Annotated in this window: 21 protein-coding genes; 4 read left to right on the plus strand and 17 right to left on the minus strand. The window is 60.1% G+C overall.

Features of this window, described 5'->3' with window-relative positions; genetic code table 11:
• Nucleotide 1 precedes the first annotated feature (1 nt).
• The 11 genes from FJ443_RS08225 to cyoA all read right to left on the minus strand — a co-directional run bounded on the left by FJ443_RS08225 (nt 2) and on the right by cyoA (nt 12,165).
• On the minus strand, nt 2-607 hold the full coding sequence (locus tag FJ443_RS08225) for a cytochrome c oxidase subunit 3 (RefSeq protein ID WP_140500655.1): 606 nt from the start codon (nt 605-607) through the stop codon (nt 2-4).
• Nucleotides 604-2,574 carry a cytochrome c oxidase subunit I gene (gene ctaD / locus FJ443_RS08230; RefSeq protein ID WP_140663467.1) on the minus strand — a complete coding sequence of 657 codons (1,971 nt, stop codon included), beginning with the start codon at nt 2,572-2,574 and terminating at the stop codon, nt 604-606. Before ctaD ends, FJ443_RS08225 begins: the two co-directional genes overlap by 4 nt.
• Nucleotides 2,571-3,584 (minus strand): cytochrome c oxidase subunit II, encoded by a 1,014-nt coding sequence (coxB, locus tag FJ443_RS08235; protein ID WP_140500653.1) that lies wholly within the window; start codon nt 3,582-3,584, stop codon nt 2,571-2,573. The genes ctaD and coxB overlap by 4 nt, the downstream gene beginning before the upstream one ends.
• Nucleotides 3,581-4,114, minus strand: coding sequence for a c-type cytochrome (locus FJ443_RS08240; protein ID WP_140663469.1), 534 nt, complete (start codon nt 4,112-4,114; stop codon nt 3,581-3,583). The genes coxB and FJ443_RS08240 overlap by 4 nt, the downstream gene beginning before the upstream one ends.
• Nucleotides 4,111-4,902 carry a substrate-binding domain-containing protein gene (locus tag FJ443_RS08245; RefSeq protein ID WP_224680348.1) on the minus strand — a complete coding sequence of 264 codons (792 nt, stop codon included), beginning with the start codon at nt 4,900-4,902 and terminating at the stop codon, nt 4,111-4,113. The genes FJ443_RS08240 and FJ443_RS08245 overlap by 4 nt, the downstream gene beginning before the upstream one ends.
• 58 nt (nt 4,903-4,960) lie before the next feature.
• Complete coding sequence (locus FJ443_RS08250) at nt 4,961-6,721, minus strand: methanol/ethanol family PQQ-dependent dehydrogenase (RefSeq protein ID WP_263486167.1); 1,761 nt, start codon at nt 6,719-6,721, stop codon at nt 4,961-4,963.
• A gap of 122 nt (nt 6,722-6,843) precedes the next feature.
• Entirely contained in the window at nt 6,844-7,566 is a 723-nt protein-coding gene (locus tag FJ443_RS08255) for a heme-binding protein (protein ID WP_224656130.1), read from the minus strand.
• A 429-nt stretch (nt 7,567-7,995) separates the two neighbouring features.
• Nucleotides 7,996-8,406 carry a cytochrome o ubiquinol oxidase subunit IV gene (cyoD, locus tag FJ443_RS08260; RefSeq protein ID WP_140663474.1) on the minus strand — a complete coding sequence of 137 codons (411 nt, stop codon included), beginning with the start codon at nt 8,404-8,406 and terminating at the stop codon, nt 7,996-7,998.
• Nucleotides 8,403-9,077: a cytochrome o ubiquinol oxidase subunit III gene (gene cyoC / locus FJ443_RS08265; RefSeq protein ID WP_140622727.1), complete on the minus strand. Its 675-nt coding sequence runs from the start codon at nt 9,075-9,077 to the stop codon at nt 8,403-8,405. Before cyoC ends, cyoD begins: the two co-directional genes overlap by 4 nt.
• Entirely contained in the window at nt 9,074-11,071 is a 1,998-nt protein-coding gene (gene cyoB / locus FJ443_RS08270; protein WP_181175081.1) for a cytochrome o ubiquinol oxidase subunit I, read from the minus strand. The genes cyoC and cyoB overlap by 4 nt, the downstream gene beginning before the upstream one ends.
• A 2-nt stretch (nt 11,072-11,073) precedes the next feature.
• On the minus strand, nt 11,074-12,165 hold the full coding sequence (cyoA, locus tag FJ443_RS08275) for a ubiquinol oxidase subunit II (RefSeq protein ID WP_348640504.1): 1,092 nt from the start codon (nt 12,163-12,165) through the stop codon (nt 11,074-11,076).
• A gap of 449 nt (nt 12,166-12,614) precedes the next feature.
• On the opposite strand from cyoA, the gene FJ443_RS08280 reads away from it, so the two are divergent.
• The 4 genes from FJ443_RS08280 to FJ443_RS08295 all read left to right on the plus strand — a co-directional run bounded on the left by FJ443_RS08280 (nt 12,615) and on the right by FJ443_RS08295 (nt 16,232).
• The gene (locus FJ443_RS08280; RefSeq protein WP_140500644.1) at nt 12,615-12,920 is read left to right on the plus strand and encodes a preprotein translocase subunit YajC; all 306 of its coding nucleotides are present in this window, start codon (nt 12,615-12,617) and stop codon (nt 12,918-12,920) included.
• 228 nt (nt 12,921-13,148) lie between these two features.
• On the plus strand, nt 13,149-14,144 hold the full coding sequence (locus FJ443_RS08285) for a YihY/virulence factor BrkB family protein (RefSeq protein ID WP_140565663.1): 996 nt from the start codon (nt 13,149-13,151) through the stop codon (nt 14,142-14,144).
• A gap of 137 nt (nt 14,145-14,281) precedes the next feature.
• On the plus strand, nt 14,282-15,106 hold the full coding sequence (locus tag FJ443_RS08290) for a Ku protein (RefSeq protein WP_140517447.1): 825 nt from the start codon (nt 14,282-14,284) through the stop codon (nt 15,104-15,106).
• 673 nt (nt 15,107-15,779) lie between these two features.
• Nucleotides 15,780-16,232, plus strand: a complete 453-nt coding sequence (locus FJ443_RS08295) for a universal stress protein (protein WP_140499425.1) — start codon at nt 15,780-15,782, stop codon at nt 16,230-16,232.
• 137 nt (nt 16,233-16,369) lie between these two features.
• Here the strand turns inward: FJ443_RS08295 and FJ443_RS31940 are convergent, their stop codons facing one another.
• The 6 genes from FJ443_RS31940 to FJ443_RS08320 form a co-directional block, all read right to left on the minus strand.
• The gene (locus tag FJ443_RS31940; protein ID WP_281405527.1) at nt 16,370-16,516 is read right to left on the minus strand and encodes a L,D-transpeptidase; all 147 of its coding nucleotides are present in this window, start codon (nt 16,514-16,516) and stop codon (nt 16,370-16,372) included.
• Nucleotides 16,482-16,970 carry a L,D-transpeptidase gene (locus FJ443_RS32035; RefSeq protein WP_348641929.1) on the minus strand — a complete coding sequence of 163 codons (489 nt, stop codon included), beginning with the start codon at nt 16,968-16,970 and terminating at the stop codon, nt 16,482-16,484. Before FJ443_RS32035 ends, FJ443_RS31940 begins: the two co-directional genes overlap by 35 nt.
• 251 nt (nt 16,971-17,221) lie before the next feature.
• Nucleotides 17,222-18,289, minus strand: a complete 1,068-nt coding sequence (locus tag FJ443_RS08305) for a helix-turn-helix domain-containing protein (protein WP_140521311.1) — start codon at nt 18,287-18,289, stop codon at nt 17,222-17,224.
• Nucleotides 18,290-18,823: 534 nt separating this feature from the next.
• Complete coding sequence (locus tag FJ443_RS08310; RefSeq protein ID WP_140663478.1) at nt 18,824-19,894, minus strand: AraC family transcriptional regulator; 1,071 nt, start codon at nt 19,892-19,894, stop codon at nt 18,824-18,826.
• 653 nt (nt 19,895-20,547) lie between these two features.
• Entirely contained in the window at nt 20,548-21,528 is a 981-nt protein-coding gene (locus tag FJ443_RS08315; RefSeq protein WP_140584247.1) for an AraC family transcriptional regulator, read from the minus strand.
• 68 nt (nt 21,529-21,596) lie between these two features.
• The gene (locus FJ443_RS08320; RefSeq protein ID WP_140499417.1) at nt 21,597-21,797 is read right to left on the minus strand and encodes a hypothetical protein; all 201 of its coding nucleotides are present in this window, start codon (nt 21,795-21,797) and stop codon (nt 21,597-21,599) included.
• Nucleotides 21,798-21,820: the final 23 nt, after the last annotated feature.

Raw genomic sequence — 21,820 nt, forward strand, 5'->3', positions numbered from 1 at the left:
GTCAGCCGAGCCTCGGTACCCAGTAGATCAGCAGATAGATCGGAAGCCAGGTTGCGACCACGAAATCCCAATAGAAAACATTGTCGCCGACGTCGCCGAAGCGTCGCCCGCTATAGCCATGGCGCGTGAACATCAGCACCGTCAGCACGATCGTATCGCCGACATCTGTTATCAGATGCGTGGTGTGGAGCCCGAGCAGCACCCAAAGCATCGAGCCGTAGGCGTTCGTATCCCAGTAAACGTTCAAGGCCGGAAACTCGAACCAGCGCACAAGGAGCGGGGCGAGGCCGAGCAGCGACATGACAACCAGTCCGATCCGCACCGGCACGATGGCGCATTGCTTGGCATAGCGATCGAGGATGTGGTTCGGCACCAGGCTGGCGATCAGCAGCAGCGTGACGATCGTTCCTGGCCAATGGTTCGGCTGCGGTGCACTCAACGGCCATTCAGGCCAAGAGACCGCCAGGTAGAGATAGGCGGCTGCGGCGAGCGCAAAGCCGGTGCCCTCCAGAGCCATGAAAGCGAGCGTGCCCCACCAGGTCGGGCTGCGCGGACCATGCCCAAAGGTGGGGAGACCGGAAACATCTGTGACGGGACGCTCGTTCATTCCTCGTCCTCCAGATCACCTTTTGGCCAGAACCAGCCGATCAAGGTGACGGCGATTGGCAGGGCGCCCCACACGATGGCCCAGGGGGTGAAGATCGAATAGAGAAACGTGCCGCCTACGGCGAACGCTGCAAAGAGCGGCCAGATCGACGGTGTCGCCGATTTCTCGCGAATGTCGGGATGCGCTTCAGCGACTGTCGAGACCAGCAGCTCGCGCGCGTCGACGCGAAGCCCGGTCGCTACGGGAAGAGCGTCGCGCTCGGCCCAGAGTGGCTCCGCGTTGGTGACGACCGGAATGCGCGCGAAATTATAGCTCGGCGGCGGCGAGGGCGTTGCCCATTCCAGGGTGCCGGCCTCCCAGGGATTGTTGCCTGCCGCTGCGCCTTTCAACGCGCCATGCACAAGATTGAAGGTGAACAGGACGAAACTCAGGAAGAAGACCACCGCGCCTGCTGTTATGAACAGGTTGATGTTCCCCCAGCCAAGCTCGGCCGGATAGGTGTAGACCCTTCGCGGCATGCCCCACAGCCCCACGATGTGCATCGGGAAAAAGGCGGCGTTGAAGCCAATGAAGGCCAGCCAGAAATGCAAGCGGCCCAGGCGCTCGCTCATCATGCGGCCGGTGATTTTAGGAAACCAGAAATAGGCCGCACCCAGCAGCGGGAATACCGATCCGCCGATCAGCACATAGTGGAAATGCGCGACGACGAAGTAGGTGTCGTGCACCTGCAGATCCAGCGGCACGGAGGCCAGCATGACGCCGGTGAGACCGCCGATGACGAAGATGAAGAAGAAGCCGAACACGAACAACATTGGCGCGCGGATCACCGGTCTGCCGTCCCACATCGTTGCCAGCCAGCAGAAGATCTGTACGCCGTTGGGAATAGCGATCATCATGCTGGAAGCGGTGAAGAAGCTGGCGCCGAGCTTGGGCAGGCCTGTCGCGAACATATGGTGGACCCACAGGCCAAAGGACAGGAAGCCGACCGCGATCAACGACAGAACCATGCCGAGATGGCCGAACACCGGTCGGCGGGCGAAAGCCGGGATGATCGAGGAGACCATGCCGGTCGCCGGCAGGAAGATGATGTAGACCTCGGGGTGACCGAAGAACCAGAACAGATGCTGGAACAGCAAGGCATCACCGCCTTCGGCCGGGTTGAAGATGTGTGTGCCGACCAGCCTGTCGAGGATCAGGAATGTCGAGGTGATCATCACCGCCGGCATTGCGAAGACGACGACAAAGGAGGTGACCAGCATCGCCCAGACGTATAGCGGGATCTTGTCCAGCGACATGCCGGGAGCACGCTGCTTCAAGATCGTGACGATCGTCGCCACTGCCACAGCCAGTGAAGACACCTCGGTATAGGTAATCATCTGCGCCCAGACGTCGGCGCGCTTGCCAGGGGCGAATTCGGGACCGGACAGCGGCACATAGGCGAACCAGCCGACGTCCGGCGCCATGTTGAGAGCGAAAGACACCCAGGCGAACAGGCCGCCCGAAACATAGACCCAGTAACTGAACGCATTCAGCCGCGGAAACGCAATGTTGCGGGTGCCGACCATCAGCGGCACGAGATAAATGCCGGTCGCCTGCACGATCGGTACCGCGAACAGGAACATCATCGTGACGCCGTGCATGGTAAACAGCTGGTTGTAGAGGTCCGGCCCGATCAGCCCACGCTGTGGTCCCGAGAGCTGAACACGCATAGCCACTGCGTTGAGCCCGCCCAGACACAGAAAGATAAAGGCAGTGATCAGATAGCGCCTGGCGATCACCTTGTGGTCGACGCTCGAAAGCCCGCCGACGATGCCGGGGGGCGTACGCCAGGTGCGCTCCAGCCGCCGCTGGAGGTCGGCTTCCTCCATGCCGGTATCGCGCGGTCCGTCATGCTCGGGAGCGAGATCTCCCTTTGCTTGGGCTTCCGCCCGCAGGTCGCGTCCGCTCGTCAGGTCGGCGCTGGTCATTTCAGCCCCTCGAGGTAGGCAATGATGGCATTGAGCTCGTCGCCATTGAGAGCCGTTACAGGCATGTGGGAGCCGGGCTTGATGCCTTGCGGGTCGGCGATCCAAGCGGCGAGATTGCCGCGGCTCATCGTCAGCGTTCCGGCTGCGAGAGTTTGCCGGCTGGCTATATGGGTAAGATCGGGCGCTACCGTGCCACCTGCGGGTGTGCCGCCGATCCTGTGGCACATCACGCAGGGCCGCTGGAGGAAAAGATCCGCGCCGGCCTTGGCTTCGGCATTGGTCGGAGCGGCGGCAGGCCGCAACTGGTCGTCCAGCCACGCATCGAACTGCGGCCGCGGCTCGGCAATGATGAAGGTGCCCATGTTGGCGTGCTGCGCGCCGCAGAACTCAGCACATTGACCACGATAGACGCCTGGCTTGTCAGCCCTGATGTCCAGCACATTCATATGTCCGGGGATGAGGTCGAGCTTGCCGGCAAGGCTCGGCACCCAGAAGGAGTGGATTACGTCTGTTGAAGTCAAAAGAAGCCGAACCGGCTCGCCGGCCGGAATGTGGATTTCGTTCGCCGTCGTCAGGATGCGGCTTGGCTGGGCATTCTCGTAGCGCACTTCCCACCACCATTGGTGGCCGGTCACGCGGACCGTCAGCGCCTCATCCGAGCCGATCCCGGCAAGCGTCCTGTTGGCGAAAAAGCTCAACAGGGTCAGCCCAATTAGAATCGCCGCAGTCACCCCAACCGCGGTCAAGACCACGCGCATTTTGCGATGTTCGGAGGCGAGGTCGAGCACGAGCGGATCTTTTCCTGTTCGAACTCGCTGGAACAGGGTAGCGACCAGCACGACCATCACCAGCATCCACACGGCCGCGCACAGGGCAGTGAAAAACCAGATCAGCCAGGCGAGCTCGCCCGCGGCGGGGCCTTTCGGATCGAGAGCGGACTGCCAGCCGCTGCAACCTGAAAGCGCCAGGAGGGCGGCTGCGCAACACGCTTTGGGAAAAAGGCGTTTCACGGCGATTTCCCCAGCGTCGCGGCATCGGGGAGGCGATTTTCCGACGGATGGACCATCATGTCGTCGTTACGCTGCGGTGCGGCGGAGGAGGGCGCGTTGCCGCTCAGCGAACGTACGAAGGCTGCAAGCTCCCAAATCTGATCATCGGGAATCTTGTTTCGGAAGCTCGGCATGCCGTTAGGCCGCCCGTCCCGGATCGTTGCGTGGATACTCTCGATCGAGCTGCCGTAAACCCACTTCTCATCCATCAGCGCCGGTCCCATGCCGCCGCCGCCATTGGCATGGCACCCCGAGCAATTGAACCAGCTGAACAGGCGCTTGCCCTCGCTGAGATGAAAGGCGTTGGCCTCGAAGCTGGCCGCCTTGTTGTCGCTCGGGAGCGGCCTTTGGCCGCCTGGCTCCAGCGCAGTCACCGGCGTTGGCTGTTGGCCGGACCCAAGGGCCGATTGCGGACGTGTGTCGCGCTCTTCCCGCTGGCAAGCGGCAAGGGTCAGCATCGTCGACAAGAGCACGGTGAGGCTCCGCTTCATCGCGCCGCGCTCCCGCCGGTATCAAGGCGCGGCACACCGTATCGGGCCAGGGTCGCGTCGATCTCAGCCTTGTGCTTGGCAAGGGCTGCATCCACTTCGTCGCGCAGCGCGTCGTCCCCGCGTCGGACGCCCATGGAGATGTCGTAGACCATTGGCAATTGAGGCCCGTCGGTTCGAGGTGTCACGGGCGTGATGCGCAGCGGTGTCTTCTGCTTGGCGGCGAAATAACCAGCGAGCGGGCCCCAGACGACGGCAACATCGATCTCGCCGCTGGCCACCGCCTCGACAATGCGCGCGGGCGGGTTGGGAGCCGAATAGTCGCCATAGACTGGATAGCCGACGAGATGACCGACAATGCCGCGGCGGCCGAGTGCCTGGACCGGTGGGGAATTGGCCCCGTCATCGCCGATGAGCTGCACGCCGATGCGCAGAGTGCGCAGGCGTGGATCGTTGAAAGACGTGATCTCGGGACTATCCCGCCGCGTCACGAAGACATAGGTCGAGCGGTAATAGGGAGCGGTGGCGCGGAGAATTTCGAGATTGGCGGGAGTGCCAGGTATGAGATCGCACAGGCCTGCCTTGAGCGTGTTGCGAACGAAACCGCGGCGTTGGGCCCACCAGGTATAGGAAAGTCTTGCATCCAGTTCTTTGGCGATGATCTGGGCAATCTTGTTTTCGAAGCCCTGTCCAGCGGCGTTGGAAAACGGCATGTTATTAGGGTCGGCACATACCTTGAGTTCACGGGCGTCGGCGGCAACCGCGAAGAGCAGCGAGGCAAACGCTACCACCGCTGCTACCAGACCTCCGTTCGCCTCGCGTCTTCGAACTGCCTTCAACTCGAAAGCATCAGGGGAGCCGGAACACATAGAGCGTGCCTCCCGCCGTGGTCGCGTTCTTCAGGTCTTTCATCGCGTTGACGAAGCCGAGCGCGGCGGTAGCGTCGCGCGGGTCGAGGTCGCCCGATACGATCGCGCCGGCCCAACCGCCGACGCCCGACAGGATCGCGACATATTGGTGCCCGTCGGGGCCGCGATAGGTGACCGGCTGGCCGATGATCCCGGACGAGGTCTTGAACTGCCAAAGCAATTCCCCTGTCCTTGCGCTCACAGCTTTGAACCAGCCCTCCATTGTGCCGTAGAACACGACATTGCCGGCGGTGGCGACCGCGCCACTCCACACCGGAAAATTCTCTTTCAGGTTCCAAGCTGGCTTTGCGGCCGCGATGTCCCAGGCGGTGAAGGCACCGCGGTTGCCACCCGGGCCCGGGATCATGCGCACATTCATGCCGACATAGGGAGTGCCGGCGATGTAGTTCACCTCGAGGCCCTCTTCGTCCATGCACAGATTGTTGTGTGGGATGTAGAGCAGTCCTGTCTTCGGCGAGAACGCAGATGGCTGCCAATCCTTGAGCCCGGATGCTGTCGGGCAGATATCCCGGATCACCCTGCCGGTGCCGGTCTTCTTGTCCGGGTTTTCGATCAGGCGCCCGGTTTTCAGATCGACGCCCTTGCTGGAATTGACGGCCCCATAGGGTGTCGCTGACAGGACTTCCCCGGTGGTCCGATCCAGAATGTAGAGATAGCCGTTGCGCTCCGGGCGGACGAGCACTTTGCGCGGCTTACCCTGCCAATTCATATCGAGCAGGATCTGCTCGTTGATGCCGTCGTAGTCGTGCAGGTCGTGCGGGCTCCATTGGTAGAACCATTTCGCGGCTCCGGTATCGGGATCGCGCGCGAAAATCCCAGAGGTCCATTTGTTGTCGCCGGGCCGAAGGTCCGGATTCCACGGCCCTGGATTGCCGGTCCCGTGATAGATCAAGTTGAGGTCCGGATCGTAAGAGATCCAGCCCCACATGTTGCCGCCGCCGATCTTCCAGGCTTCCGGCGGCCATGTGGTCACGCCAAGGTCCTTGCCCTTGTCCATGTCGTAATGCGGCTTGAAATCCGGCCCGATCAGCACGTCCTTGTCCGGTCCGGTGCCGTAAGCCGTCCAGACGACATGTCCGTCGCCCGCGTCCAGCGCCTTGACCCAGCCGCGCACACCCATCTCGCCGCCGGAATTGCCGACCAGCACTTTGCCCTTCACCACAAGCGGCGCCATGGTTATGGTCTCGCCGATATTGATGTTGCCGACATGGGCGTTCCACACCGGTTGGCCAGTGGCGGCATCCAGCGCGATCGTGTGACCATCCAGCGTGTTGAAGAAGAGGCGCCCGTCGGCGAAGACCGCACCGCGGTTGACCACGTCGCAGCAGGCAACGCCCTGCGCGGCAGGCTCAGGATTTGGCTCGTACTTCCATTTCATCGGCGCGCCCGGTTTGGAAAGATCGAGCGCGTAGACGATGTTTGGAAAAGGTGTCACGATATACATCGTGTTGCCGACGACGAGTGGCGCCGCTTCCTGACCCTTGTTCACTCCGGTCGAAAAAGTGAAGGCAACTTGAAGGTTCTTGACATTGTCCTCGTTAATGTCCGCCAGTTCGCTGTAGCGCGTCGAGGCATAATTCTTAGCCGGCATTGTCCATTGGCCGTCATCAGGTGGCGCGGCCGCGGCGGGCGGTGTGATGGCGGGTGTCACCGCGGACTGCGCGGCCGCGGCGTTCAGCAATGAGCAGCCTGCGGCCAGCACTAGCCACTTCAACGGCCTAAAGTCGAAACCGCGGCCCCTTTCCGCTCCTCGGCCGTCTGGTGTCGCAGATGCGTATTTCCCCGCCACTTTCAGAGATCCCCTCATTTGCGGATCGAACCTCCCACTCCGGCGCCGAGTTCGGCCGCGACGTCTGCCTCGGTTCCCGCGCACAACGGATGACCCCAGCCGGAGGCGCTCTTTCCGCCAGGATCGAGATCGTAGACGATGGCGTCCTTGGCGTTGGGGTTGACGCCCGCCGGAACCTTGTCCAGGCCCAGGGCCGCACGCAGGCGCCAAGCGACATTGTGATCGGCGCAGGAGGAGTCGCCGCTGATGCCAAGCCCGCCGACAATCGTTTTGCCGTCGTAGAGAGCAAGGCCGCCGCCAAATGCCACGACGCCGCCGATCGGCTTGCCAATCAGCGGATCGCTCGCACTCCCAAAGTTCTTGCTGTCGCCGGCATAAGCGGCTGCCTGGTTGACAGGATTGGTAAGCTGCAAGCCGAACAAGGGGCCACCCGGCTGAACAGAAGCATATAGATTCGCCGTCGAGAGAGCCATCTGGGCAACGCTGAGCCCGTTGGCCGTGCTGGCCTTTTCGGCTGCGATCAGCCGGCTGCCGGGCCACTGCGCATCGCTGGTGGGGCCGCTGAAAGCAACGGCGCAAACTGTCCCGTCACGCGTAACGATCGCCGCCCATTCATTGGTCTCGAAGCCGCCATTGGCGGGGCCTCCGCTTGCTTTGACGTTTGCCTTGAGGGCAGCCAGGAGCTTGGCGTGGTCGGCGGGGCAGGGTAGCTGTGCCCAGGCCCTGCTTTGCAGCAATGCACAATTAACGAGTACCAGGAGGCTGAAAGCCAGGGAGGAAAGCTGTGGGCGACCCATGATCCGGAGCATTCGTTGAACACAATGTGGAAAGTGGGAGCGCTCACAGAGCAAGGAATCCTCGCCCGATCCCTTGGCAAACTGAGCTATGTTCCCACACTTTCAATGGAACTCGGACGAGGCCCCTATGTTCCTAGTTCCTGAAATTATGATGGAAGGCACAGACGTTGCGACCATGGGCAGCAGCTCATTCTGCCGCCGACCGTGAGCGGGCCGATATAGACATTGCCGGGCCAAACAGCTCGACCAGCTCCTCACCGCTCTCCGCACCTATGGATTTTCGACGCCTGAAAGTGCAGACGCTATGCGCAAGGTAACCGAACCGACGGACAGGCGGTTTTGCGCCCAGGCCACAGACCTGGAACCGCGTTATGGCATCATGTGAGCCTGTTTCGCATCCATCGCTCCCATGTTCTGGCTGAGATGATTCATGATCCACACCGAGCCCAAAACGACCAAGGTCACGATCAGCACACCGAAAGCGAGCGCGAGCACGTTGTTGGTGTTGTCAGGTCCTGTCGTCAGGTGCAGGAAGAAGACGAGATGGACGCCCATTTGTGCGATGGCAAGCACCGTCAGGGCCGAGATCACGGCCGGCTGGTAAATTAGATCGGTTTGTGCCGCAATGAAGGACGCCACTGACAACAGGATTGCCAGGCCAAAGCCCAGCAGATAGCCGGAAAGGCCTCCCGCCACCTCGTGTTCCTCGCTGCGTTCTTCGCCTGGTGCGGAATCGCGGCGGTCAAGCATGTCCTCGTTCCGGCTGTCCATTTCGCTCATGATGACGCTCCCAGCAGATAGACCAGGGTGAAGATGGCGATCCAGATGATGTCGAGCGCGTGCCAGAACAGGCTGAAGCAGTGAAGCCGGCGCAATATGTCGGGAAGAAAGCCTTTTATCCAGAGCTGCGCCATCATGGTGCCGAGCCAAAGCAGGCCAAGTCCAACATGAGTTCCGTGGCAGCCCACAAGGGCGAAGAACGCGGACAGGAAGGCGCTGCGTGATGGGCCCGCCTGCTCATTCACCATGGCCGCGAATTCCTGCACCTCCAGGAACAGGAAGGCTGCACCAAGCAGGCCGGTCACCAGCAACCAGAACTGGGTGGCGGCCATTGACCGGCGGTGGGTCGCGAGCATCGCAAGGCCGCCGGTGAAGCTCGAGGTGAGCAGCAGCGCCGTCTGTGCCGCGACGCGCGTCAACTCAAACAGCTCCTTGCCTGTTGGCCCGCCCGCCGCCGAATTGGACAGGACGGCATACGCGGCGAAGAAAGCCGAGAACATTATGATGTCCGACAACAGGAAGATCCAAAAGCCGTAGGCAACCGTGACGAACTTCGAGGCCGGGCCTCCCTCGCCGTGGCCGGTCGCCGAGAACACGTGATGGCCATGCCCTGCGGTGCGGCCCAGCCGGTAGGGATCGCGCGTTGCGGTGCCGGCGGGGATGTCGCTCATGCCACACGCTCGCGTCTACGCATCCAGGCAAGCTGGGCTGCCTTGCGGTCAAGATCGATGCGGCCGACCTCGTCGGCAGGGATCTCGTAATCGCCATGCTCGCGCCAGGCGAATACAACGAAGGTGGCATAGGCCCCGATGAAGCCGACAACCGCCAACCACCAGATGTGCCAGATGAGCGCGAAGCCAATCAGAGTGCTGAAGAAGGCGGTGACGAAGCCTGTGGGGCTATTGCGCGGCATCTCGATCGCCTCGTAGTCCTCTTCCTGACTCTGCTCGTCCATTGCCCTTTGCCTGATGGTCCAGTAGGGCTCCTCGTTTTCGACATGCGGCAGCCGCGCGTAGTTGAAGACGGGCGGCGGCGAGGATGTCGACCATTCCAGCGAGCGCCCGTCCCAAGGGTCGCCGGTCTCGTCGCGCAACTCGTCGCGATGCCTGATCGAGACGACGAGCTGCGTGATCTGGCATGCGGCGCCGACGATCATCACCACGATTCCGAAGGCCGCCACGACAAGCCACGGCGCCCACATATCCATGTCGATATGCTGAAGGCGGCGGGTCATGCCGAGAAGGCCGACGATATAGAGCGGCACGAACACCAGAATGTAGCCGGCAAGCGTGACCCAGAACGCCGCCTTGCCCCAACCCTCATGCAGCCGGAACCCGAAGGCTTTCGGGAACCAGTAGGTGAAGCCGGCAAAGGCCGCGAACAGCACGCCCGAGATGATGACGTTGTGAAAATGCGCCACGAGAAAGAGCGAATTGTGCAGCATGAAATCGGCCGGCGGAACGGCGAGCAGCACGCCGGTCATGCCGCCGATGATGAAAGTGGTGACAAAGCCTAGCGCCCACAGCATTGGCGTTTCGAAGCGCACGCGCCCGCCATACATGGTGAAGAGCCAGTTGTAGATCTTGACCCCGGTGCCGACGGCGATAACCGAGGTGGCGATGCCGAAAGCCGCATTGACATCAGCGCCGGCGCCCATGGTGAAGAAGTGGTGCAGCCAGACCATGAAGGAGACGATACAGATGAACATCGTCGCCGCAACCATCGAACGATAGCCGAACAGCGGTTTCGACGAGAAGGTCGAGAAGATCTCCGAATAGATCCCGAAGGCGGGAAGCACGAGGATGTAGACCTCGGGGTGACCCCAGGCCCAGATGAGATTGACGAACATCATCTGGTTACCGCCGGCTTCGTTGGTGAAAAAATGGAAGCCGAGATAACGGTCGAGGGTTAGCATGGCGAGGGTTGCGGTAAGGATAGGGAATGCGGCGACGATGAGCATGTTGGAGGCAAGCGAGGTCCAGCAGAACATCGGCATGCGCAGATAGCCCATGCCTGGCGCGCGCATCTTGAGGATGGTGGTCGCCAGGTTGACGCCCGTGAGCAGGGTGCCGACGCCGGAGATCTGGATCGACCACAAATAATAATCGACGCCGACGCCTGGCGAGTAGGTCGTCTCCGACAGCGGTGCATAAGGTAGCCACCCGGTGCGCGCGAACTCGCCGACGACGAGCGAAATGTTGACGAGCAGCGCGCCGGTCGCGGTCAGCCAGAAGCTCACTGAGTTCAGCGTCGGGAAGGCGACGTCGCGGATGCCGAGCTGCAGCGGGATGACGAAATTCATCAGCCCAATGACAAAGGGCATCGCGGCGAAGAAGATCATGATCGTGCCGTGGGCCGAAAAGACCTGGTCGTAGTGCTCCGGCGGCAGGTATCCCGGCCCGTGGATGGCGAGCACCTGCTGGGTGCGCATCATGACGGCGTCAACGAAGCCGCGCAGAAGCATCAGCGCCGCCAGCACGATATACATGACGCCGATCCGCTTGTGGTCGACGGAGGTTATCCACTCATGCCAAAGGTAGGGCCAGTAGCCTTTGATCGTTACCCAGATCAGAACGGCGGCGGCGGCGAGGAAGACGATCAGGGCCGCGCCGAGCGGAATAGGCTGGTCAAAGGGAACGGCCGACCAGTCGAGCTTGCCGAGCATCGTCATCCTCCTTCATCGTGCTGGTGAGCCATGGGCGGCGCTCCCGCCTTGGGCTCAGCTTTCGGGCTCACCTGCGGCTCTCCGGCGGCGGTTCCAGCAGGTCCCGGCCCCGGAGGTAGCGTCTGGTGCACGACCGCATCGAACAAGCCCGGCTGCACATGGCCGAACGAGGATGCCGGCGCGTTGATGCTTTGCCTGGCAAGCTGGCGATAGGCGCTGGCGTTGAGCACGCCGCCTCCGCCATGCAAGGAGGAGGCCCAACTGGCGAAGGCGTCAGCCGAGACTGCCCTGACACGGAAATTCATGTCCGAAAAGCCATCGCCACTGAAATGCGCCGACAGGCCGAAGTACTCGCCCTCGCGATCAGCCTGCAGGTTGACCTCGGTCTGCATGCCGTTCATGGCATAGACCATGCTGCCGAGCTGGGGCACAAAGAAGGTGTTCATGACGCTGGCCGAGGTCAATCTGAAACGCACCGGCATGCCGGTCGGAATAACCAGCTGGTTGACCGTTCCGACACCTTGATCGGGATAGAGGAACAGCCACTTCCAGTCGAGCGCCACGACTTGGATTTCGAGTGGCGGCCGGCTGGAGTCGATCGGCTTGCGAGGATCGAGATGGTACGATCCATAATAGATCAAGCCACCGAGGAAGAGGATGGTCAGCGTCGGAATCGACCAGACGATGAGCTCGATCCGGCCGGAATAGGTGAACTCTGGATCATACCGAGCCCTGCGGTTCGAGGCACGGAATATCCAGGCGAAGGCAAGCAGCGCGACCAGCGTCGGAATGACGATGACCAGCATGACGGCCAGTGAGTTCAGGAGGATCGTGCGGTTCCCCGCGCCGACCGGTCCCTGCGGGTCGAGCACGCCTCCCGCGCAACCCGACAGGGTTACCGCCGCGAAAATCCAGAGAAGCGATAGGCCTCGACTACAACGGTGTAACACTGGAAAACATCTTAGCCAGCCGCCGTCCCGGGGATGAGTACCTGCATAACTGAGGCGCGGGCTGCTTGTTCCGCAAAGATGCGCTTTTGTCTCCAACGGCGAAGGGCGCTGCATCGAGATGACGGAGCGTCTCGCGCGCCCCATGCTCCGATCTCAACTTGTTCTACGTCAGCGTTACGGCAAGCTGGCGCCCGTGTGGTCGGCCTGCCTTGTCGGCCACGCAATTCGCCTCAACATTTCGCGAAAAGAGACTGCGCCTAACGTGCTGCAGGCTGGATGCTTCTCCTGCGGGAACGGACAGCAAATGTCCAACTCGGGGGTACCGCCGGTGCTACGGCGAACGCGAGCCCTACAAGATGCAACCCAACCTCGGGCGAGACGCCGTTGCGCGCTGGGACGTTTCGCGATCACGCAATATCGGTTGGCTTGGCTCTTAAAGGTTCCGCCCCCGTGTGCTCCTCCCCGGCGAGCTGTTGAGCCCGCGGCTCGCGATCCGCGTCGGCACGTCTCCGATTGCCTGCTATGTAGGTGCGATTTCAGGCAACCAACTCGAGCTGCCAGCATTGATTTGGGATAGTCTCGGGAGAAATGCCATGCTGCAATTCAACCTGCCTCGAGAAGTTGCAATCGGTGATGAAGTTGCCCTGACGAGTACGGTCATGGACATGCTTCCCAGTGGGCGCGCCAGGGTGAGCATCCCCTCCTATGATCGTCCTTATGCGATCGATGCGCCCCCCAGAACTCACGTCGGAGACAAAGTCGTTCTTGTTGGGGACGTCACTCGGGTCGATCCTGAAACCAACAAGCTGAGCGTACGGATTGACTGTGGCGGGGTGGTTACCGTCCACAAATCGGCGATCATAAGGCTCAAGAAAAATTGCGCGGCCCGAAATGGCTGACGCATCACCCTGCGACGTAAGGCTCGCCAACGAGGCCGAGCTCGCGGGATGGGATTATCCACGCCATCTCACCGCGCCAGCCTTACCGACGGGCTGCGCTCGATGAAGCTTGACCCCAACCCGCGCGCTGTATCGGCTACGGGAAGCCCTGTGCGACGAGCCGTGACAGGCATGATCGAGATAGGTCGCGACGCTCCGCGTCCCATATGGCGTGACTGGTGAGGGGAGATGCCACACTGGGTTCGCGGTACCTGGATTCTCTTGAAGGACGCCGTCACCGGCTTCATCGACGATAATGCGTTGAGCCACGGGGCAGCGGTGGCTTTCTACGCCACGACATCGCTGGCGCCGATCCTTCTGATCGTCGTGGCGATCGCCGGTCTGGCCGTGGGCAAGGATGCGGCCCAGCTCGCCCTGTCAACGGAGATATCCGGCGCGATGGGCGCGCAGAGTGCCGATCTACTCAAGGCGACGATCGAGACGGCTTCGCACCGATGGTCCGGGACGCTTGCCACGCTCATCGGATTGGTGACGCTCTTCTTCACTGCCTCCGGTGTTTTCGGTGAGATGCAACAGTCGTTGAACGAGATCTGGAAGGTAAAAGCCGACGGCCTGTCGCTTTCGCGCCTGGTGCGGGCGCGCGCGGCAAGCCTCGGCCTGGTTGCCGCGTTGGGCTTCATGCTGCTGGTATCGCTGGCGGCAAGCGCAGCGATCACCGCGCTGAGCGATGTCATCAATCACCACCTGCCGTTCGGCGAACTGGTGCTCGGCACCGTCAACACCGTTGTCTCTTTCTTGCTAATTGGGCTGCTCTTCGCCGCGATCTACAAGGTCTTGCCGGATCGCACGCTCAAATGGCGCGATGTTGCCGTCGGTTCGGTGGTTACTGCGTTGCTGTTCACCATCGGCAAGTCGCTGATCGGCTGGTATATCGGCACCAGCGCGATAGCGACTTCCTACGGAGCGGCAGGCGCGCTTATGGTGGTGCTGCTTTGGGTCTATTATTCAGCGCAGATATTCCTCTTCGGTGCAGAAATTACGCGCGCTTACTCGGTCAGGCGCGGAAGCCGGCCAGACCTTGCGCCGGTAGTGGCGTTGAGCGGCGACAAGATAGACACGCCGCGCCGGCCTGAGGTGCATGACGGCGAGATCGCCGCATGGATTGTGGTAAGCAGCCTGATCACCGCGCTGCTCTCGCATTTGTCGCGGCGAAAGCAGGATTGACGCCGCGCGGGGGCACCGTTGGCATGGAAAGCCGCACCATCCGTGATGCGATCGCGTGCGTCGATGCTGATCAGGCGGGCGGAACGGAACGATCCGGCTGACGTTTGTGCCAAGGATCGGCGCGACAGGAGGACTGCATGGCGGCCCCACGAGCAGTTTGGAAAGGGTTTCTGAAAGTCGGGTCCGTGTCGTGCGGAGTGAAGCTTGTGGGTGCAACCAGTGAGGCATCGAAAATCCACTTCAAGATTTTGAATCGGAAAGATGGATTGCCCGTCAAGGCTGCCTATGTTGACGAAGAGACGGGCGATGTCGTCGATAGCGAAAACCAAGTCAAAGGCTACGAGGCAGACGCGGGCGATTTCATCAAGGTCGAACCGGACGAGATCAAAAAGCTAAAGATGACGTCTGAGCACACGCTTGAGGTCGACGAGTTTGTCGCCATCAAGGATATCGATACGCGCTACCTGGAAAAGCCTTATTACCTGATCCCTGCCGACGGTGCTTCTACCGAGGCCTTCTCCGTGCTGCGCGAAGCGATGGCCAAGAAGGGCGTGGCGGCGCGGTCCTGCGTGGTGCTGTACCAACGCGGGCGCGAAGTCGTGATACAGCCATATGGCAAGGGAATGCTGCTTACCGAGTTGCGGACCCATGACGAGATGATCTCGGAAGAGACCGTATTCAAAGACCTGGAAAGCCATGAATATGACCAGGAACTGCTCGAAATCGCAGGCCTGCTGATCGACAAAAAAGTGACCAAGTTTGATCCGTCGAAATTTGAAGACACCTACGAGGATGCGCTCATCGCGTTGATCGACGCAAAACGCAAGGGCAAGCAGCCGCCCAAACCGGTGCCCCCGCCCAAGGAGAACGTTATCGATCTGGCGTCGGTTCTCCGCAAGAGTCTCGCCAAGGAAGGCATCAAGGACCGCCCCAAAGCCAAAGCCGGACGCAAATCGGCATAGTCGCGGATCTGGTTGTCTGCTTTCTTCGAATTATGACCGAAAACGATCCTGTGCCGGGATCAGAAAAGATCGATTGGTCGCTCGGGCTCGGGGCTTCCGCCCGAGTCATTCGCGCGGTGTAGGGGCGCGTCGCCTTTAACCCCAAGATGCACGTCCCATCGACTGCGAAAAGGCGGGCTTTGCAGACAGGCGGTGACGGCTGCCGCCCCTCCAGTCAATAATGTGCTTCTTTTCACATGGAGATACTCACCGAAAGATACATTGATCAAATCATATTGTTCGATTTTGGGGTCGAAAGGGGAATCGCCAACATATGCACGTCGCAATAAGGAGAATTGGACGAGATGCAATTCATTGGGATAAATTGCACATAACGCAATGACTCGATGAATTGTAGGTTGAGCGGGCAACAAAGGCATTGCGAACATCTGTCGTCTTGTCTGTGATTTAACCATAGCTGGTACACGAAAAGGCAATTGGTGATCGCCGGGCCGGGCTAGCGCTATTCCTCCGCGGTTTGGAGATGGTGCGTCCGCTCCCGAATGTGCCCAGCGTCGCGATACAAGCGGCGTGAGTTGGATGTCCAAGAGAGGGCTTGCAGTGCACCAACGTGCATATCTCGACGAGTGTTGGTGTTGCCGGAACCGTGGTCGACCAGGCAGGGAGAACTCAGATGTACACTCATATCCTCGTGAGCACGGATGGCTCCGACGTCGCCAGGAAGGGCGTTGAGCAGGGGATAGCCCTGGCGAAAGCCTTGGCTGCCAAGGCGACAGTTGTCACGGTCACGGAGCCAATGCTGATTGACTATGGAACCGGATTTACCTCCGGGTCTATTCCTTCGCAGGAGGAGGTTGATAGTTTTGAGGCCGCGAGCAAGGAATTCGCAGGGCAAGTCCTCGATCAAGTCAGGGAGGCAGCCGACCGGATGGGGGTTTCCGCAGAATTTCTACATGTCCCGGATACCTACCCGGCCAAGGCGATTATCGACACCGCCAAGTCACGAGGCTGCGACCTGATTGTGATGGCTTCCCATGGCCGTCGTGGCATCAGAAAGCTTTTGCTGGGAAGCCAGACGTCGGAGGTTCTCGCGGATGGAAGTGTGCCTGTATTGGTCGTGCGGTAGCCAAACGAAACCGGAGAAGCGCCGGCTTCCTCTGCGCTCAAGCTTCCGGAGAGACGGTGTCCTGTGACGAGGATGTCTCCACGCGTCGGCCTCGGCATTTAGAGGTGCCGCGCAATGGCATTCATGATTGCCGCAGGCTAGACAACGATAACGCGCGCGCCGTTGCGCACCGTTCCGAAGAGTTCAAAAATATGCTCGTTCAACATCCTGATGCAGCCGGATGATGCAGCTTTTCCAATGGTCCACGGCTCATTGGTCCCATGAATGCGATACAGCGTGTCCATTGCGATACAGATACAGCGCCCGGGCGCCGAGAGGATTGTTTGGGCCTCCCGGAACGCGCTGCGGCAAGCTCGGATTACGGCGTCGCATGTTGGCGGTGGGGGTCCAGGTCGGCCATTGGGCTCTTCGTTCAACGATGGCCTCTCCACCCCATCGCTGTCCATCCCGACCGACAGCGATGCCGAAGCGGATCGCCCTGCCTGCGTCTTCGACATAGTACAGGAAGCGCTCCTGCTTGTTGATTAGGATTGTTCCGGCGGTTTCCCTACCCAAGTAAGGCACTGTTTGCCGACGGAATTGCTGGGGGATGCGCGTCTTGTCTACGAGAGGGATGTCAAAAGGCTTATCTGGAATTCTCCCGATATACCAACTCTTTTGGGAAGCTTCCGCATGCCCGGACAGCGCCAGAAATGATATTCCCCCAACGATCACGGATCGTCTGCTCAAAGAATTCACCAAATGAACCTCCGAAATTTAATGACTTCTTGGCTGGTATTTTATGAGCTTCGATGAGCCTGCGCTATCGGGACCAACACTTCTGACATCGGCCTCTCCGCTGAGGGTGCAATCTCTTATGCCATACGAGCGCCTCGTCAGACTGCGGGGTGTTCCCGGCGGGCAGTTCGAACCGGCGTCCAATCTCCAGCTTCGCCAAGGAATGGGTTCACTCTTGTCTTCGACAAGATTACCTCAGCCGAAGACTCCAATCACGTAGTCGAAAGCTGATGGCTGAGAAGGCAATTGTTGGCCAGGAGGCTGTTCAGAGAAGGTTTGCCGTTGTTCGACCGCTCCGCCAACGGAGGGTGCTTGAGGCCCAGCCAGCCCGCCTCCCGCGCCTCTTTGGGCGAGATTCCGAACTCGCGCCTGAATGTCCGGCTATATGTCGAGGGATCCATGAAGCCCCACTCCTCCGCAATGCTCGAAATCGGGCGTCCATCCGCGATGTTTCCGAGCGCGTCCCTCGTTTTCAGCAGCCGCTGTCGCCGGATATAGTGCGAGATTCCTCCGGCTGGTTCGAAAATCCGATAAAGTCGAGAGCGTGAAATGCCGAGGTCTTGCGAGAGCTTTCCCGGTGTCAGATTCCGGTCGGCCAGATTGGCTATTATGATCTTGTTCGCGCGGGCCATGATGACCGCGTCGATCGGCTCCTGTGCTTCGAAAAAGTGATCCCGGGACGGGGAAATGCACGCGGCAAGCAGGCTGGTGGTCGCCGATGCGACATACGGGACGTCGCTTTCCGTGCGATGGGGGAAGGAATGATAGAGCAGCAGAACATAGTCGGCGACGAATGCGGCCATCTCGGGCCGGATATCGAGCGTGAAGGGTTGCGAGAAGGCGAAATCCCGCGGAAGGAATAGCGCAAGGACACCGTCATCCTCACCCTGGTCTTCATGCGGTGCACCCAGGCATTGCCAGCGCAGCTGTCCCATTCTTGGCGTGCCGCCGCCCGCGGGGATTGTCTGGGGCACCGAAAGAGCCCAGTGGTCGAACACCGGACTCTTTCTGCTGCGCCACCGCCGACGGTACCCCATCCCGGGATATTCGATGAAAGCCAGCACGAGGCTCTCCAACCGCCACGCCCGCTCGCGCGCAGAGAACGAGCCGAACTCGTCTCGCAGCAATTCGACGTCGGCTATATTTGAGTGCCAACTCCGGAAAAGGTCGAATTGCTCGGGCGGTGGCGCCTGCGAGGTATCAACGTCTACGACGCATCTTAGAGGTTCTGGGGTCCCGATCGTTTCGCTTTCGCTGACAATTGATGGCTTGTCTTGCATTGAGGCAAACTCATTGCTTGAAAGAGGGTGACGGCAACCCCATGGAATTCTCGATCAAGAGACCAGACGTATCGGGCTCATCCCCGGCGGATGTAGCCGCGGCGAGATCGAGGTTATGGGACTTGAAATCCTGACACCCGCACCTGCTTGGGTGGTATAGAACCAGTCGACAAGAACATCTCGCCCAGCCAGCAGAATCGATGATGTGCGGATGTCGGCAGCGTGTATGGCAACTGCTCCAGCGATCGGCTCGCCAAGAGTATCGCTTCGTACTGTTACCTCCATCACAAGCTCCTATCGAGCTAGCAGATCAACAATGAACGATGTGCTTTTCGCAAGGAGACGGTCCTGACAATTAAAAACCCAGAGTGGAGTTACCGAAAATCGTGATGCTAATGAAGAGGACACGGCTGAGCTTAAACGGTCATCGATTTTTGAAAAATATGCGAGGAATCCATAATATGGGTTTGACGTATATTTCTTGTAGCTCGTGGGATGATCCTCCAGGTGCCCCCGACCTCTGCCAGGAATCCGTCACTGTCTTGAAGAAAGGGACAATCCCAATGAATTGTTGATCAGAAGGTTGCTCAGGATGCCAGCATCCGCGACTGGCTCATCCACAGTCAGCCAGGTCGAATGCTTGACGCCCTGCCACCCGAGTTCGCGTGCTTCCCTTGGAGAGATGCCGAACTCTGTTTTGAACATCCGGCTGTAGGTAGACGGATCTTGGAAGCCCCATACTTCGGCAATGCTGGAGATCGTTCGCCTGTCCGAACTGTCCGCTAGAGCGTCGCGCGTTTTCAGCAGCCGCTTGCGCCGCACATAGTTGGACACACCGCCCACCGGCTCGAAAATCCGGTAGAGACGGGAGCGTGAAACACCGACCGCACGGCAGAGTTTGTTGGGCGTCAAGTCGGGATCGCTCAACCTCTCTGCGATACGCTTGGCAATCCGAGCGGCAGACACCGCGTTCACAGGCCCTTGCGCCTCTGCCAGATGATCTTTTGTCGGCATAAGAGCAGCCGCGGAAATGTTGGCAGTCGCGGTGACGATATGGGGCAGATCCGCTTCTCTCAAATGAGGAAGTGAGCGGTGCAGCAGAACGGCGTAGTGCGCAAGAAAATCCAGTGCCTCGTCGCTGGCTTCGATTTTCGATGATCTGGTTGCCGGCCATGTGCGGGGCAGAAACAGTGTGATGAACAGATCATCGTTGCTCACTCCAACATCGGGCAAGGCCAGACACCTCATGCGGGGCCGACGAGATATCATCTCGCCGGCAGCAGACTGCGAGAACGGCACCGACAGCATCCAGTGATCCAACAGGGACCGTCTGCGATGTTCCCATTGTATCTCGTAGCCGGAGCCTGGGATTTCGATGGAACTCAACGCCAGATCGCCCAACTGCCATACCTGATGACGAGCCGGGAACACGGTGTGCTCGGCCCGAAGAAGCTGTATTTCGGCAACCCCGGCAAACCATGATCGATAGAAATCAAACTGTTCGGCTGGGGGTGCCGACAAGCTATTTACGTCGATGGCGCATCTTAGGGGCTCATCCGCAAAAGGGTCGGTGGGAATGCCGGCAGCGGTTACTCTCGCGTCCATAACAAACTCCTGTCGTACATGAGACGCCGAAGTATAGGCAGCTCAAGAGGTCGGCAGGTCGTTTCCCGCAAGGAAAGCGACAATAAAACACACCCTCAACCTGCCGCCGCGGATGAGATTGATTTTGAGGCAATCTTAAGCCGGAGATGCTCCCCTAGAGTGGGCTAGGAATCCCAAACGTAGACAATGCGTTTATTTCTCGTGGAAGCTGGGACAGCGTTTTTCGCATCGTATTTACCCTTGCGACCATGGCCATTCTCGTCGCCGCCGAGCGCGCCATGTGGAGTGACCTTGCATTTCTCTTGCTTGCGACCAACCGGTCGGAAAGTTTGTTGCGGCCCCACTGAGGTCGCGCCATCAGAATCTCCTGACGGCCGACCAATTTCTATCCACTTTCCGACGGAGTGCCTGAAAGCTCTCGGATTGGGGTGGTTCAGTAGGCAAATAGGCCGAATGCGGGCTGCACATAGCTGTGATGAGGCCCTACGCGTAGGTGTGTGGTTGGCTTTAGGATTCGCCGACCGCGGGGGATCCGGCATTTCTGCCGACTGCCTCCGTCCACAGGAGCCGACGGCTTCATCGTCTTCCATCCTGATCAAAATGCCTGGGGCACCGCGTTAACCAGCCTCGGATCGGCAGGTTTGAGCATCCCATCAGTCTGGTGCTGCGTGTCTCCAGAAGCGCCGACGCGCCTCACTGGGGGAGCATCCGAAGATTGACGTATAGGCTCCAGCGAAACGGCCCAGGTGCCAGAAACCAAAGCTCATGGCGATGTCGGTGATCGAGAGGCGATCGCCCTGCGTCAGGATAAGGCCGTGCGCGGCCCGAAGCCGCCGCTCCCGCTCGTAAGCTCGAGGGCTGACTCCCAGACGTTCCTGAAAGGCGCGCTCCAACATTCGCTCGCCAATGCCCAGTACCTCGCAGACTGCACTGACGGAAACAGGGCTATGAGGCCTTGCCTCCAGAATGGCCAGGGTGGCATCAACGATATCGCGCCGATCGCTGGAGCCGAGGGCGCGGGGGGATGGTTGCTCCGTGAGGGAAAGCACCCGCGCGAGCGCGGCGCCCGCTTCGCTCGCCGCAACGGCCAGGCCGGCACTTAGGTCATAGCCACGCTGTGCTGCAGCTTCCGCGAACCCGACGGTTCGCAGCAGCCTCTGCTGAAGCTCCAGCTCGGCTCCTGCCGTGAGGCGTTGCTCATGTATCCCTGGCATCAGCGCGGTCCTCTGGCCCAGGTGGGAGGCTGATGCCGTGCGCAGAGACTCGAGCGCGGACCCACGCAGACCGATCCGCATGAGGCGATAGCTTCCTGGCATCTCCAGCTTGAATTCTGTTCCCGGGCCGATGATCCGCAACTGCGGTACTTCACTCCGTTGTCCGTTGAAGGTCGTGCCTTCGCCCCAGAGGAACACCGCCGTCAACGCATCGTCATTGATCGCCCCGGACATGGCGATGCCACCCTTGTCCCGCAAATCGAGGACGAACGCGTCGCCATAGTCTATCGTTGCAAGGCTCGATGCATGGCGCTGCTCGCCAATCTGCTGGATATGGAATTCCGCGTCGGGATCGGACTCGCGGGTGCGCGCGACCACGGAATTATACTGGCGGGCGTACCAGTTAGGAGCCTCCAACAACGAGGGCCTCTCCAAGTCTTTTGTCCGGACTGGAGTTGGACGCGATCGCTTTCGTCCAACTCGATAAGTCAAGCAACCGAGTCCGGCTTGTTTCTGCGGGCGATCTTTATAATCAGAAGAATGATTCCGATAGCAAAGAGAAGACAGCCAACCATGATGCTCGATGGAGAGCCATAGCGATAGCCCGATGCAAAAATGAGAAAGCCTATGAGCAAGAGGCCGATAGCTATCAATTTGTTTGCCAACAAGGCCTTGGTGTTTCCTTCCATTGTAGCAGCTCCTTAAAATTTGA

The organism is Mesorhizobium sp. B2-6-1, assembly GCF_006440475.1.
Classification (GTDB): Bacteria; Pseudomonadota; Alphaproteobacteria; order Rhizobiales; family Rhizobiaceae; genus Mesorhizobium.